This is a genomic window from Pseudoalteromonas sp. A757, from assembly GCF_004103285.1.
GTDB lineage: Bacteria > Pseudomonadota > Gammaproteobacteria > Enterobacterales > Alteromonadaceae > Pseudoalteromonas > Pseudoalteromonas galatheae.
Genome location: NZ_QNQN01000065.1, coordinates 31,033 through 45,589, shown reverse-complemented (window position 1 = coordinate 45,589; position 14,557 = coordinate 31,033). Strand labels below are relative to the sequence as shown.

Below are 14,557 nucleotides of genomic sequence, written 5' to 3'. Positions count from 1 at the left end.
GATAAAAAAATTTGCGCCGCTGTTTTAAGTATTTATCAATTAGCTCAATTGCTACACAAAAAACTAGGTCAAAGGTATCAAAAGATAGCTTTGGCCTTTCTTTTTTATCATTTTACATTATCTTTTAAGCTATTATTTTGATTCTTAATAGCTTAGGTTGATTTTCTTTATCATCATAAAGGGTTAAAATCTAAAAATTGCTAAACCAAAAGTGTGATCGTTCACTTTGGGTACGAAGGAGTTTTTGTTTGAAGGTTTTTGTGGCCCGCCAAGCCATATTTAATCGTAAAAAACAAGTTGTTGCATACGAATTGTTGTTTCGCGATGGTGTAAAAAATAGCTTTCCAAATATTGCAGATGATGCAGCGACAGCCAGGCTGATAATGAATAATCAACTTAACCTCGGCATGCGATATCTCACTTCGGGAAAGAAAGCGCTAATTAATATTGGTCCAGACTCGTTACGTCAGGAGCTGTGTGAGTTTCTCCCAGCAAATGATGTGATATTGGAGCTATTGGAGACTATTCCACCAACAAAGCAAAATTATGAGCGAATAAGAGGCTTATTTCATAGTAACTTCAGACTTGCCCTCGACGATTTTCAATACTCAAGAGAGTGGGAGCCTTTCTTAAAGCTTGTGCGGCTGATTAAGTTTGACGTGATGGAAAATCCGCTGGACACCATAGTACCAGTGATTGATATGATCAAAGAACGAAAGAACATCAAGCTACTCGCTGAAAAAGTCGAAACCGAAGAAGAGTTCGAGCAAGCTAAAAAGATGGGATTCCAGTTCTTTCAAGGCTACTTCTTTGCAAAACCAAAGATGATTGAGCAAAAAGACATTACTATTAATTATGTGATTGTCATGCTTATTTATGAAGAAGCACTTAAACCAAATATGAGTATTACACGACTAGCCGAATTGTTTGCCCAAGACACAGCGCTTGCGTATAAATTGCTCAGGTTAATCAACTCCGGGGTATTTCCAATTAAGAGTCGGATTGAATCTTTAAAACAAGCCTTGGTATATTTAGGAAACGAGCGTGTTAAAAAGTTTGTAAACTTAATTATGACTGCTCACGTAGCTGAGGGAAAGCCGACAGAATTAACACGCCTTTCTATCGTTCGTTCGCGATTTTGTGAGCTTATCGCACAGCAAATCTCGCCGGGACTTACCAATATGAGTTTTATGACGGGTTTGTTTTCCCTGCTCGATGCTATTCTTGATAGGCCGATGGAGCAGGTTGTAAACAAACTACCTTTTCCTGAGCAGCTCCATGATGCTTTGATAGGCAAACCCAATACGCTATATTATATTTTAAATATCGTCAGAGCCTATGAGTCTGGGAGCTGGTGGACGCTGCAGGATGCGTGCAGTTATCTAAACTACAAAGACGAAAACCTTCCTGATTTTCATGCTGCTGCGATAAACTGGGCTGATATGTATAAAAACCGTGTGTATTGATGAATAGAATTATTGCGATGGATGCGATCCGCGGGTTCGCGCTACTTGGCTTGCTTTCCATGAATATGGTACATATGGCCAATTTTGAGTTGGGCTATGTACCAGCCCAAACAGCCCACTATCTTGATCCGTTCTTCGCAATGGTTAATAGTATTTTCTTTGATGGTCGATTCAGAAGCTTATTTGCAGTGCTATTTGGAGCGGCGTTATGCATTCAGACAGCAAAGTCAGATGGTCATAGCCTTGCAAGGCATCGACTAACATGGCTAATGGTCTTTGGTGTGGTGCACGGTGTGTTGATTTGGCCGGGAGATATTTTATTTAATTATGCGCTTAGCGGTTTCGTTGCACTACGCTTTGTAGATGCGAGCAACAATAAGTTAAATCGCTATGCGATAGGATTTATTTTAGTTCCTTCTATTGCTATTAGTTTATTGCTGTTAATTGATCCAGAGCCACAAATAAATAGAAGTTCAGAAATCTACCTCGAGTTCTTGCAGCAGATACCTGCAAACTACTTGGAACTGCTAACCTTAAATGGACTTTATTTTGTCATTATCAGTTTGCTCATTCCGGTAATTACTTTGTGGTACACCGCAGGGTTAATGCTACTCGGTATGCGCTTATATCGAAGTGGTATGTTTGATTTAGCGCGTACTGAACCCGTTCATAAAATTAATTTGTTTGCCGTTGTAGCTATTATTTTGTCATTTGTCGGCTTTGTTCTTGAGCGTAAACTAGGCGTCGAGTTTTTTGAAGGATTAGATTGGATCCTTGCAGTACCGGTTGCGTTGTTTTACGTCGTTGTAATTAAGGCTGCAATGCGAGGTGCAAAACATCAGCTTTGGAGTCTCCAATGTGTTGGGCGTCTAGCGCTTTCGTTATATCTTCTCCAGTCAATTGTGTTTGTAAGTTATTTTTATTTTATAAACCCAAGCGCTATCAGTACTTGGGATCGTGTGGATTATTTCTCGGCATTTATAATTGCGTCTATAATTCAATTAGCCCTTGCGGTGATATATTGTAAGCTGTTTAAGCAAGGTCCATTTGAAAAGTTATTGAAGGTACTAGTGCTACGAAGAGCCCGTTATGATTAAAAGAGTATTAATTGGGTTAGTGCTATGGATGGTGTGTTTTAGTATTGATGCTAAGCAGTCTTTAAATGTCTTGTTTGTTAACCCTTCTGTGCCTGGGGAGCCATTTTGGCAGCGCGTTCAAGGTATTACAGAAGCGGCAGCGGATCAATTCGATATTAGATTAGATGTGATCTATGGAGAAGGGAATCGAATTATTCAGCTCGCTGAACTTAAAAAATATTTGAGTTATCGTGCCACGCCCGATTACGTCATCCTCATTAATTATCCCGGTGGGGCCGAAGAAAGCCTAAAACTTTTGGAAAAGTATGGGATCAACCATATTACTTTAGAAGAAACGATTTCTGGCCCAGAAAGGCTCGCAATAGGTAACCCAAAAGAACACTATAAGTATTGGCTTGGGGAAGTGCATCACGATAATGACCAGGCTGGTTACGATTTGGCTAAGCAACTATACCAACAGGCTAAAACTAACGGTCATGAGACAATTTATCCTATTGCTATTAATGGTCACTATGGCACAGAGTCAGACATTAGAAGCAACGGTGCAAAGCGATTTTTTGATGAAGTTGGCGTGGTTGTTCAGCAAACTGTATACGCAGGGTGGTCAAAAGAACAAGCATTTGATAAAACAAAAAAGCTATTGGCACGCTATCCAAAAACAAACCTTATTTGGTGTGCGTCAGATTTGATGGCGATGGGGGCTATCACCGCAGCTGCATCAAGCACGTCAAAAATCGTATTTGGAGGGTTTGATTGGTTGTCGGATACTTTTGACCTTATTGAACATAATGAGATGCAAGCATCCGTTGGTGGCCATTTTATGATGGGGGCTTGGGCGTTGATTTCGGTGTACGATCATTATTATGGGCATCCATTTTGGAAGAATCACACCGAGCTTGCTTTCGACCTAAGTTTGATCACTAAGGAAAATCTAGCAGACTATCGCTGGGTAAAGTCAGCGAAAAACTGGCAATCTATTGATTACAAGGCAATGAGTCTCAGAGGAAAACCTAAAGAGCAGTATCATTTTTCTCCTGAGCTATTAAGAAAAAGTTTGCAAAAGTAGAAATGCAGTAGTGTAAAGCGGTTGAAGCGATTACAATACGGGTTTTTACTCAAAGTGGTTGTATCGTGACAGAGCAAAAGCGCCTCAATAAATACATCAGTGAAACTGGATTCTGCAGTCGTCGAGAAGCTGATGACTTAATCGCCTCAGGCCGTGTCAAAGTAAATGGAATTCTGCCAGAAATGGGCACCAAAGTGTCTGATGCCGACACTATCATCATTGATGGTAAGCCTCTGAAGGCAAAGCCAAAGGCCGTATTTATTGCTTATAATAAACCTGTCGGTGTAACTTGTACTACCGAGCGTAAAATCAAAAGTAATATTGTCAGTGCGATTAACTATCCTGAGCGTATTTTCCCAATTGGTCGTTTGGACCGTCCATCCGAAGGGTTAATTTTCTTGACCAACCAAGGCGATATGGTCAATAAGATCCTTCGTGCTGGCAATAACCATGAAAAAGAATATGAGGTTGTGGTCGATAGACCCATTGATGAGCGTTTTGTAAAACGTATGTCCTCAGGTGTTCCAATCCTCGGCACTGTCACAAAGCCTTGTAAAGTCAGTAAAACCGGTGCTAAATCATTTACTATTGTGTTGACCCAAGGCTTAAATCGTCAAATTCGTAGAATGTGTGAATATCTAGGATTTGAAGTAACACATCTTAAACGTATTCGGATCATGAATATTGATCTTACTGGTCTTAGTTCTGGTAAGTGGCGTCATCTTAACGACAACGAAATGCGGGCGATTAATCAAGCCACTGAGTCGTCAAGTAAAACGCAAGAAGCATCAGCTGGTGCTGGTGCGGGAAGGCAGTTTGATAAACCTAGAAAAGAATCGGGTGAAGGTGACAATCCGAAGCAAAACAAACGTTCTTACGGTGATAGAAATAGAAAAGTCGATACCGATAATCGTAATCGAGACGGCTTTGCTGGAAACTCCAAAGCGAGAAATAAGAATAAAACGCCGAGTAACAATACTAGAAGAGAAAATCCTAACGAAGGTAAAAAGCCAGCAAAAAGAGTTAAAGGCACTTTATCTTTAAATAAAAGTGGTAAATGAAATAAAAAATGTTTTGAATGTAAAGCCCCTTGACAGTGTTAAGGGGCTTTTTGTTAGCGGACCTACGTTAGCAATTTAGTCTGCAGGTTGTTTTATACCAAAATAGACACAGTGAAGTACTGGCAAGACGATCAATGTCAGTATGGTCGCAAAACCCAAACCAAACATAATGGTTACTGCCATTGATTGGAAGAACACATCGAATAACAGTGGGATCATGCCTAGTATGGTTGTAATGGCTGCCATAGATACGGGTCTTACACGGCTAACACCTGAGTCAAACACTGCTTGGTAAGGAGATTTACCAGACTCTATCTCAATATTGATTTGGTCCATCAGTACGATACCATTCTTAATCAGCATGCCGGACAGACTTAGTAAACCTAACAGCGCCATAAAGCTAAATGGTGCTTGTAATAGTACCAGGCCTGCCGTTACCCCGATAATTGCGAGTGGCACCGTAGACCAGATAACTAAAGGTTTCTTAACTGAGTTGAAGAGCAACACAGTGATCATAAACATGGCTAAGTAACCGATCGGCAAGGATCCGAAAATAGCTGACTGCGCATCTGTTGAGCTCTCATATTCACCGCCCCATTGCATTTCATAACCTTGAGGAAGTGCTATGGCTTCGACATCAGCTTTCACTCGGGCGAATAATTTAGCCGGAGTTTCGTCTCCGATAACGTCGTGATCCGCCATTACAGTGATAGTGCGTTTACGGTCACGGCGCATTATCAAGCTATCTTCCCAAGTTACACTAAATTTATCAACAATTTGTGAAACTGGGACATAAACATTTAGTACGGGACTAAATATTTGTAAGTCACCAAGATTTTCAACATTGAGCCTTTCATCCTCAGGAGAGCGAGCGATAATCGGTAGTAATTGTGTACCATCTCGATATAAACCTACTTTGTTACCTGATACTGAAGTAAGTAATAGCTGATCTAAATCAGCCTTACTTATCCCTAATCTACGGGCTTTAGACTCATTAAATTGCGGACGGATCAATTTGGTCCTCTGACGCCAGTTATCGCGGATATTAAAAGCGCGATCATCTTGGCTAAAAATATCCTTTGCTTTCTCTGCTAGTTGACGCAGTACAACCGGGTCGGGACCTGAGAAGCGAGCTTCAATTTTCGCATCTGTAGAAGGACCGATTTCCATTCGTTTAATCTTCAGTTTACCATCAAGCTCATGTTTAAGTTCATACTCGCGAAGCTTAGCAATCATTGTTATCACTGCTTCTCGGTCTTTCACACGAACAATGAGTTGACCATAAGCATCGTATTGCTTTTCTGGTGAGTAAGTCAGCATGAACCGAGGCGCACCTTGACCAATAGTTGTGGTTACCTCGCTAACCAATGGATCGTCCAGTAAAAATGATTCGATCTTTTCTACATTCTGCGCTGTGCTTCGAATGTCTGCACCTTGGTAATGCCAATAATCAACATAAAACATCGGTGTATTCGAAGCCGGAAAGAATGACTGTTTAACGGATTTAAAGCCAACTACGGCAGCAACCAAAAGTAAAATCATAGCAATAATGGTAATAGCACGATTTTTAAGACAGAAGGACAGCATCGATTTATAGACTGTAAATATCACTCCTTTGTAAGGGTCGTCCTCTTCTTCGTTGGTATCTGATGACTTTTGTTTAGGTCCTTTAAACATCAAATTGGCAAAAAATGGAGTCAATGTGATAGCCGTGACCCAGCTTAGTAGTAATGAAATTAACAACACCCAAAATAGAGAGCCGGCAAACTCACCACTGGCATCTGAGCTTAATCCAATCGGTGCAAATGCAGTGATCCCAATAATAGTTGCACCAAGAAGCGGCCATTTTGTCTGTTCAACAATGTTAACAGCTGCTTTAATCTTAGATTGACCTCGTTTAATGTTGATTAAAATACCTTCAGTCACAACAATGGCATTATCGACCAACATACCCAATGCAATGATCAAAGCACCCAATGAAATACGTTGTAAATCAATGGCAAATATCTTCATAAAGATAAAGGTACCCAGCACAGTAATAAGCAAAATACCACCGATCAATATGCCACTTTTTACACCCATAAAGATAAGCAGAACGATAATTACTATGGCAACGGCCTCTAAAAGACTGATGATAAAACCGTCAACTGAGGTCTCAACTTCTGTAGGCTGATTGTAAACTGTGTTGACCTTAATGCCATACGGACGTTGATATTCTAGTTGCTGTAGATGATGCTCAATTTCTTTACCTACCTCAACGACGTTGACGCCAGAGGTAAAGGATACGCCAACCAACAGTGCGCGCTGCTGAGCAAAGCGAGTAATATGGCTAGGTACTTCAGCATATTCACGTGTTACCTTGGCGACATCACCCAAATAAATAAGCTCTTTGGCACCAGGTTTTGAGATTAGTAATCCCTCAAGTTCTGAGACATCCGTAAATTCCCCGGTGGGGTGAAGACGAATAGATTCATCGCCAACACGAATTTTTCCCGCGTTAGAAACAGTATTTTGTGCTTGAAGAAGCGAAAAGATGTGGCTGGGTGGAATGCCTAGTTGCGATAATTTCTGTGTGGATATTTCAACTATTACTTGCGCTTGTTGCTCACCCGCTACCGTAACTTTACTGACACCTTCAACAAGCACTAACTCACGCTTTAAGAAGTCAACATAGTCTTTTAACTCGTCATACGAATAACCTTCTCCAGTGATAGCATACAGCTCACCATACACATCCGCAAAATCATCAATAACACTTGGAGACATAACACCTGGGGGTAATTTAGGTGCTAAATCATTGACTTTACGGCGAAGCTCATCCCATATCTGCTGTAAGTCTTTCTTACGGTACTTACTCTTCATTTCAACGGTGATCTGTGACTTTCCCGGGGAAGAAATGGAGGTAACGTAGTCGACATAGGGTAAAGATTGGATTGCATTTTCAATCGGAAAGGTGACTTCCTCTTCCACTTGCTGTGGTGAGGCACCCGGGTACATGGTCACGACCATGGCTTTTTTTAATGTGAACTCAGGATCTTCTAACTGGCCTAAACCCAAATAGGATACCGCTCCTGCAATAAGTAGGAGTAAGGCAAACATCCAGCTGATAACCTTATTTTCAATTGACCATTTGGCTAAACTCATATCACAGACCTCTTTCTTTAGTCCAAGGTCTCACTTTTGCGCCTTCTTGTAGATAATGTACACCGGCAGCTACAATTTCTTCACCGGGTTCAAGGCCCGACAACACCTCGATACCAGAGTGATTAAGTTCGCCAACGGTAACTTGGCGTTTAGTGACGGTTTGTTTGTCACTTTGATATACCCAAACGTAACTATTACTATTAGCACTTTGCTCTTTATCTGAGAAAACAGCTTGATTGGGCACTATGATTGCTGTGTTTTCACTGTTAGTAATTTTACTTGGGTCAACATACACATGGCCCGTCATACCTGCAAATAGATTGAAATCTTCAGGAATTGGAAGGCTAAATACGACTTTGTAGGTTAAGGTTGCAGGATCTGCTTGCGTATCCCATTCTTTGATGGTGAGAGGATAAGATTTACTTGGGTAGCCATCAAAAACAACCGTCGGCTTATAATCTGAATCTTTATCCACGCGAGCCACAATTCGTTCAGGCACTTGAATAATTACATCCATCATATCGCGTGTTTCAAGGCGCAAGATGTTTTGTTTTGCAACCACGTTTTCATAATTTTTCACAAATACCTTAGCGACAGTGCCGCTAAATGGCGCTCTTAGTTCGCTATATTCAAGGTTCGTTTTAGCAATTTTAAAAGCAGACTCGGCAACCTGTTTGTCTGCATTAGCTTTATCAAACTCAGCTTTAGTGGCGATGCCTTTTTCGAACAATGGCTTGATTCTAGATAACTGCGATTTAGCGAGCTCAAATTGGGCTTTACGTTGTTCATATTGTAGATTGAAATCTTCGGGGTCAAGCTTTGCCAAGAGTTGTCCTTTTTGCACATCCTGTCCTGCAAGAACTGGAAACTCGATGAGTTCGCCATTCACACGAAAGGCAAGATAGGAGCCTTGATTTGCCACCACTTCAGCTGGGAAACTGCGGAGTGTGCTGCTATTTGGATCCGAAACCTTGTGAATCTTAACCGGTCGGTTAGGGGCTTCTGTTGGGGCTTGTTCTGCTTGCTCTTGGCAACCTATTAGTAAAGTAGCCAACACAATTCCAGAAAACATTCTTAACATATTGTTCTCCATGACAACGTCAGTTTTAATGCGTGCAGAATAATGGAATTACATATAAAATAAAAATTATAAATCATTCTATACTGCATAAGATTTATTTATGAAGATTTCGGACTTAGCGGCGTTTTGTACCGTTGTTGAGGCATCTAGCCTTACTGAAGCAGCAAACAAGCTTCATAAGACGCAGCCTGCGGTCTCTCAATCAATTAAAAGATTAGAACAATCTTTGGGGTTTGCCCTTTTTGAACGTGAGAAATATCGCAATGTGTTAACGGATCAGGGCCGTCGTTTTTACTTCGAAGCCGAAAAATTACTGAATCATCATAGAGATCTGTCATTACTCGCGACTGAATTTGCGGCGGGCAACGAGCCAAGGTTTAACATCTGTTACGAACCACTCGTATATCAGAATCAAATTGATCAAGTTTTGGGCAATGCTTTTGTCAAATTCCCAGCAACGGAAATGAATATTTCTAGTGGTAAGCGTTTTTTCGCGCTAGAGCAGGTAACTCAAGGTTTAGCCAATTTAGGGATCGGCCCGTGGTTCGACTTATTTCACTCTACTGGGGATTTAGAGTCTATGGCGATTGGCCGCGTAAAGCTAGGTTTAGTGTCGTTGACAGATTACATGCCGTCCGAACTTAGTTTTGCAGAACTTGCTCAGTACCCTTCTCTTGCAATGAAAGAGAGCAAGTTTAATTTTGATAGTGAACGCCTAGCATACCGCAACAGCAATAACGTCATGAAACTAGATGATACGCTGGCCATAAAGCGCTATTTGTTGCAGGGGATGGGCTATGCGTTGATTGGTCTAGACCTATGCCGAGAAGAGATCGAGTCCGGAATTTTACAGCGAGTTAGGGTAGTCGATAGAAATGATGAGTTTGAAGCTGAAATTCACGCGTTTCGGTTACATATTTCTCATCATGGACCCGTTGCGCGATATTTCTGGGACAAACTAAAAGAGTTAAATATTCAATATGAAAAGCAGCGAGCAGCAAGAATTAGCTGAAAAAATTTTTACCGTGATTGGCGGCATTCCATTTGGAAAAGTGGCTTCATATGGACAAGTCGCGAGATTGGCTGGCTTTCCTAAACATGCCAGAAAGGTAGGTCAATTGCTAAAGAATCTACCACACTGCTCAACGTTACCATGGTATAGAGTAGTAAATAGCCAGCGGCGTCTTTCATTTCCTCAAGATAGTATTAAATTTTTGGAGCAAAAGTCACGTTTACAAGCTGAGGGCGTTGTGTTTTCAAAGAATCACGTGATAGCTAAATGCTGTGTTTGGGAGTAATTATAATTTTGGCGTGAATTGATCCAGATAAATAGCGTAGTCGTAATTATCGTTAGTTTTTGAGTATTTGAACGGGAATTATGAAACTAGCTTTATTTCCATTGCCAATATTCTTGCTCCCAGGCGGGTTCACTCGGCTGCGGATTTTCGAGCAGCGCTACTTATATATGATAAAAGAGGCTGCTAAAACAGAGCAAGGATTTGTGTTATGCCCATACGTAGACGACATGCCATATAATGTGCCCAGTGAGGGAGTGCACGTAAAAATTGTTGATTTCTCACAGGAAGACGATGGTCAGTTGCTCATTGACGTTGAGGCAGTATCACGTGTCTCGATAAATGGTGTAGAAGTTGACTCGCAATCTCTACGTTACGGAAAGTGCGAGATCATTGACGGCCCGCCATGGCAATGTAGTGAAGCGGCGTATAATTTAATTGACGACTCGCTTGTCGATAAGCTTCACAGTGTTTTTATAGCAAATCCTGTTCTTGATGATTTATATCGTGAGAAACACTTTACACAACCGCTATGGGTTGTTTATCGGTGGCTAGAAATCTTACCTATCTCTATGTCTCAAAAACTGAAAATAAAACAAGCACAAACATTTGAACAGGTGGCAGATTTCTTACATACTGTTTTAGATGAAAAATAGTGATCTGTTCCAACTTGACCTACGTATCAAGGCTTATAATTATAAATTGGAAGGTGAGCTATGTTAGGCCAACAGCAATCTACAGATTGCAACGTTCAGTCAGGAACTCGCAAAGCAGTGCAAGAAACTCCATCTCAAGCGTTATCAGACGCCTTGGTTAAGGTTGCAGAAAAACGAGATCGCAAAGCCTTTGCATTCTTGTTCGAGTACTTTGCGCCAAAAATTAGGCGCTTTGGCGTAAAACAATTTGGTAACGACGCCCAAGCGATGGAACTCGTGCAAGACACGATGACGTCAGTATGGCGTAAAGCCCACCTATATCATCATGATAAAGGTGCAGCCACAACGTGGATCTATACTGTAATGCGTAACGCGTCATTCGATGCTTTGCGTAAGATGAAAAGTAATAAAGAAGAACACATCAGTGAAGATATATGGCCGATAATTCAACACTCTCAGGCTGACGATGACGGTTTTCAAGATCACTTGCAAACGGCGCAAATCCAGAAATATATTAATAAGTTGCCGCCAGCACAACGAGACATAGTAAAAGGCGTGTATTTTCAAGAAATGTCTCAAGAGCAATTGGCTGAGCATCTTAATATACCTGTAGGGACAGTGAAATCACGTTTACGTCTCGCTTTACAAAAACTTCGCGCAGAAATGGGAGATCAAGCATGATTAAGCATCACCCGAACGACTCATTATTAAGCCAATTTGTTGAAGGCAATTTGCCCGCAAGCATCAGTGTTGCAATTGCAGCTCATGTCGAAATGTGTCCTTGTTGCCGGAAAAAAACTCAACAACTTGAAGCGCAAGAAGCGAGTATTCAGCTTGGAGGAAAAAGCGACTCTACATTAAGCTGCGATTTTGAAGCAATTATGCAAGCTATAACTGTGGATAATGAAATCGACGAAGTTAAAGAATATATTCAGCCAACATTTCACTATCAAGGTAGAGATGTTCAGTTACCTCGTGCTATTGCGAATATCGACCGCACCAAATTTTCAGGTGTAGGCAAAATTGCCCGCTCTCGGTTATTGTTAGAAGACGGGGACCTACGTTCGAGCCTTCTCCAAATTGGCGCTGAAGGTGACATCCCTGAGCATACCCATACAGGCTTTGAGATTACCTTGCTACTTGACGGCGATTTTGCGGATGAAGCGGGGGAATATGTACCGGGCGACTTTATTTGGCAAGATGGTAAACACAACCATTCTCCGCGGACGAAAGATGGGTGCTTGTGCTTTACTGTAGTGAGTAGTGCACTACACTTTAACAAAGGCTTAAGCAAATTGTTAAACCCAATTGGTAAGTTAATTTATTAAAGGAATAGTTGCGAAATGAAGTTTTCATCACCAATAAAAATTGGTATTAGCGCTTGTTTGGCCGGAGACAAAGTTCGCTTTGACTCTGGTCATAAGCGTTCAAACTTTTGTATGGATGAGTTCGCTGAACATGTCGAATACACGCGCTTTTGCCCAGAAGTCGCGATAGGCATGCCAATTCCACGACCAACCATCAGGCAGATCCGTGTCGGGGACATTATTAAAGTTAGCCGTCCCGATGGTAAAGAAGACGTAGCACCAAAGCTCAAAGAATTTGGTGAAAAGGTTGCGACGTCTCAAACACAAAGCCTTTCCGGGTTTATATTTTGCGCTAAAAGCCCAAGCTGCGGAATGGAGCGTGTCAAGGTATATAACGAGGCTGGAACAGGAAATACATCCGAAGGGATTGGTATTTTTGCTGAGCAGATCATGAAACACAATCCGCTTTTACCCTGTGAGGAAAATGGCAGGCTTAACGACATGCACCTCAGAGAAAACTTCGTGATGCGGGTTTTCGTCTATAAAAGTTGGCAGGAATTGACCCAATCTGAAAGTATTGGCTTACATGAATTAACGAATTTTCATGCTAAACATAAGTATCTGCTGATGAGCCATAACTACCAAGCTTACAAAGACTTAGGCCGTTTACTTGGCGATGGCAAGCAATTTGATAGAGAGGTACTGAAACACAAGTATATAAGCGGTTTAATGTCTGCTCTGAGCAAGCCCGCCAATCGTAAAAACCAAGCAAACACGCTAACGCATCTGCAGGGGTACTTCAAGAACGAGCTTTCAAGCATCGAAAAGCAGGAAATGTGTGGTGCAATAGAGCAGTATCGCAAAGGTATCGTACCTTTGTATGTGCCGTTGACCTTGCTCAAACATCACCTTACTGTGCACCCCAAAGAATATCTGCAAAGCCAAGTGTACTTTGACCCATACCCCAATGAACTGCGCTTAAGATTCGGAATTTAATAATGAAAACAGCTTTTTGGTTTCGCCGTGATCTCAGGGTTTACGGCAACGAGGCTTTGATTGAAGCCGTGAATGAGGGCGCACGTGATGCGCTTTTTTTTTATTGCAAATCTCAGTGGCAATCACACAGGGTTGCAAGTATTCAGCTCGACCTACTTGAGCGCAGGCTGCTTGAACTTGGCAATCAGCTTAGCGAATTTGGCATTACTTTACATATAATTGAAGCCACTACTTTTGCTGAGCTACCGGAGCAGCTACAAACGGTTTGTGACGATAACGGCATTGATTGCTTGTATGCAAATAAAGAGTACGAAGTAAATGAAGTGGCGCGCGACGAAGCGTGTGCAACTGTGATTACGTTGAAGTTATTCGACGGTGATCTCGTTGCCAAACCTGGCTCTGTGCTTACAGGGTCTGGTGAGATGTTCAAGGTGTTTACTCCATTTAAAAAAGCATGGTTAAAACTTTTCGTGGGGCAGCAATTTCACTTCCCTAGCTGGCCATTGGACAAACAACACGATGCAAATTTCAAAAAGCCGGCTTTCTTCCAAATAACCAATGAGTCAGAAAAATGGCCAGCCGATGATAATGCTATTGTGACGATAGTAAATCGCTTTATTAAGAACAAGCTAGCAGACTACCAAGATGACCGTGATTTTCCAGCAATCAAAGGAACCTCGGGACTTAGCCCCTATTTGGCATTAGGCATTATATCGCCCAAGCAGCTCATCGCGCAGATCCAACTTCACTACCCTGAAGTGCTTGAAAACCCAAGTAAGCCAGAGTTTTGTTGGGTAAACGAACTCATCTGGCGTGAGTTTTATCGTCATCTCATTGTCGCTTATCCGCGTTTATGCAAGGGCTTCAATTTCAATGATAAATACAACGCGATTAGATGGCGGGACGATAATCAGGCATTTGAGCTTTGGTGCAATGGTCAGACCGGCTACCCAATCGTCGATGCAGCAATGCGTCAGCTCAATAAAACCGGCTGGATGCACAATCGACTACGCATGATTGTTGCTAGTTTTTTAACTAAACATCTGCTCATCGATTGGCGTGAAGGCGAAGCCTATTTTATGTCTAAATTAATAGATGGTGACCTTGCCAGTAATAATGGTGGCTGGCAGTGGGCTGCGAGCACAGGTTGTGACGCACAGCCTTATTTTCGTATTTTTAATCCCATCACGCAGAGCGAAAAGTTTGATCCCGATGGTTCCTTTATCCGTACATATGTGCCTGAATTGAAAAATGTTCCAGCGAAGCATATACACTTTCCTCATGACTATCTAGCTGCATTTGGCGGAAACGACGATTATGCAGAACCGCTGGTTGAACATAAAGAGGCAAGGGCGAGAGCACTTGACGCATTTAAGGTTTAAATAGGT

13 protein-coding genes are annotated in these 14,557 nt (G+C 41.7%); 11 read left to right on the top strand and 2 right to left on the bottom strand.

Translation table 11 applies throughout. The annotated features are described in order from the left end of the window. Positions 1-248 precede the first annotated feature (248 nt). The 4 genes from DRB05_RS08670 (at position 249) to rluF (ending at position 4,690) form a co-directional block, all read left to right on the top strand. Positions 249-1,466, top strand: coding sequence for an HDOD domain-containing protein (locus DRB05_RS08670; protein WP_128726586.1), 1,218 nt, complete (start codon positions 249-251; stop codon positions 1,464-1,466). Further along, entirely contained in the window at positions 1,466-2,563 is a 1,098-nt protein-coding gene (locus DRB05_RS08665) for a DUF418 domain-containing protein (protein ID WP_235956690.1), read from the top strand. Before DRB05_RS08670 ends, DRB05_RS08665 begins: the two co-directional genes overlap by 1 nt. After that, a complete protein-coding gene (locus DRB05_RS08660) occupies positions 2,556-3,629 on the top strand; it encodes an ABC transporter substrate-binding protein (RefSeq protein ID WP_128726585.1) in 1,074 nt (357 codons plus the stop codon). The genes DRB05_RS08665 and DRB05_RS08660 overlap by 8 nt, the downstream gene beginning before the upstream one ends. 65 nt (positions 3,630-3,694) lie before the next feature. Continuing rightward, positions 3,695-4,690, top strand: a complete 996-nt coding sequence (gene rluF / locus DRB05_RS08655; protein WP_128726584.1) for a 23S rRNA pseudouridine(2604) synthase RluF — start codon at positions 3,695-3,697, stop codon at positions 4,688-4,690. Positions 4,691-4,765: 75 nt separating this feature from the next. Here the strand turns inward: rluF and DRB05_RS08650 are convergent, their stop codons facing one another. Together DRB05_RS08650 and DRB05_RS08645 are read right to left on the bottom strand one after the other, a co-directional pair. Beyond that, entirely contained in the window at positions 4,766-7,834 is a 3,069-nt protein-coding gene (locus tag DRB05_RS08650) for an efflux RND transporter permease subunit (RefSeq protein WP_128726583.1), read from the bottom strand. 1 nt (position 7,835) lies between these two features. Then, entirely contained in the window at positions 7,836-8,915 is a 1,080-nt protein-coding gene (locus DRB05_RS08645) for an efflux RND transporter periplasmic adaptor subunit (protein ID WP_128726582.1), read from the bottom strand. 100 nt (positions 8,916-9,015) lie between these two features. On the opposite strand from DRB05_RS08645, the gene DRB05_RS08640 reads away from it, so the two are divergent. The 7 genes from DRB05_RS08640 to phrB all read left to right on the top strand — a co-directional run bounded on the left by DRB05_RS08640 (position 9,016) and on the right by phrB (position 14,551). Next, entirely contained in the window at positions 9,016-9,927 is a 912-nt protein-coding gene (locus tag DRB05_RS08640) for a LysR family transcriptional regulator (RefSeq protein WP_128726581.1), read from the top strand. Then, positions 9,896-10,213 (top strand): MGMT family protein, encoded by a 318-nt coding sequence (locus DRB05_RS08635; protein WP_128726580.1) that lies wholly within the window; start codon positions 9,896-9,898, stop codon positions 10,211-10,213. The genes DRB05_RS08640 and DRB05_RS08635 overlap by 32 nt, the downstream gene beginning before the upstream one ends. A gap of 80 nt (positions 10,214-10,293) precedes the next feature. Beyond that, on the top strand, positions 10,294-10,866 hold the full coding sequence (locus tag DRB05_RS08630) for an LON peptidase substrate-binding domain-containing protein (protein ID WP_128726579.1): 573 nt from the start codon (positions 10,294-10,296) through the stop codon (positions 10,864-10,866). Positions 10,867-10,926: 60 nt separating this feature from the next. Then, positions 10,927-11,547, top strand: coding sequence for a sigma-70 family RNA polymerase sigma factor (locus DRB05_RS08625; RefSeq protein ID WP_128726578.1), 621 nt, complete (start codon positions 10,927-10,929; stop codon positions 11,545-11,547). Next, a complete protein-coding gene (locus DRB05_RS08620) occupies positions 11,544-12,194 on the top strand; it encodes a ChrR family anti-sigma-E factor (protein WP_128726577.1) in 651 nt (216 codons plus the stop codon). The genes DRB05_RS08625 and DRB05_RS08620 overlap by 4 nt, the downstream gene beginning before the upstream one ends. A 15-nt stretch (positions 12,195-12,209) precedes the next feature. Further along, a complete protein-coding gene (locus DRB05_RS08615) occupies positions 12,210-13,169 on the top strand; it encodes a DUF523 and DUF1722 domain-containing protein (protein WP_128726576.1) in 960 nt (319 codons plus the stop codon). A 2-nt stretch (positions 13,170-13,171) separates the two neighbouring features. Then, a complete protein-coding gene (phrB, locus tag DRB05_RS08610) occupies positions 13,172-14,551 on the top strand; it encodes a deoxyribodipyrimidine photo-lyase (protein ID WP_128726575.1) in 1,380 nt (459 codons plus the stop codon). The last annotated feature ends 6 nt before the right edge of the window (positions 14,552-14,557 follow it).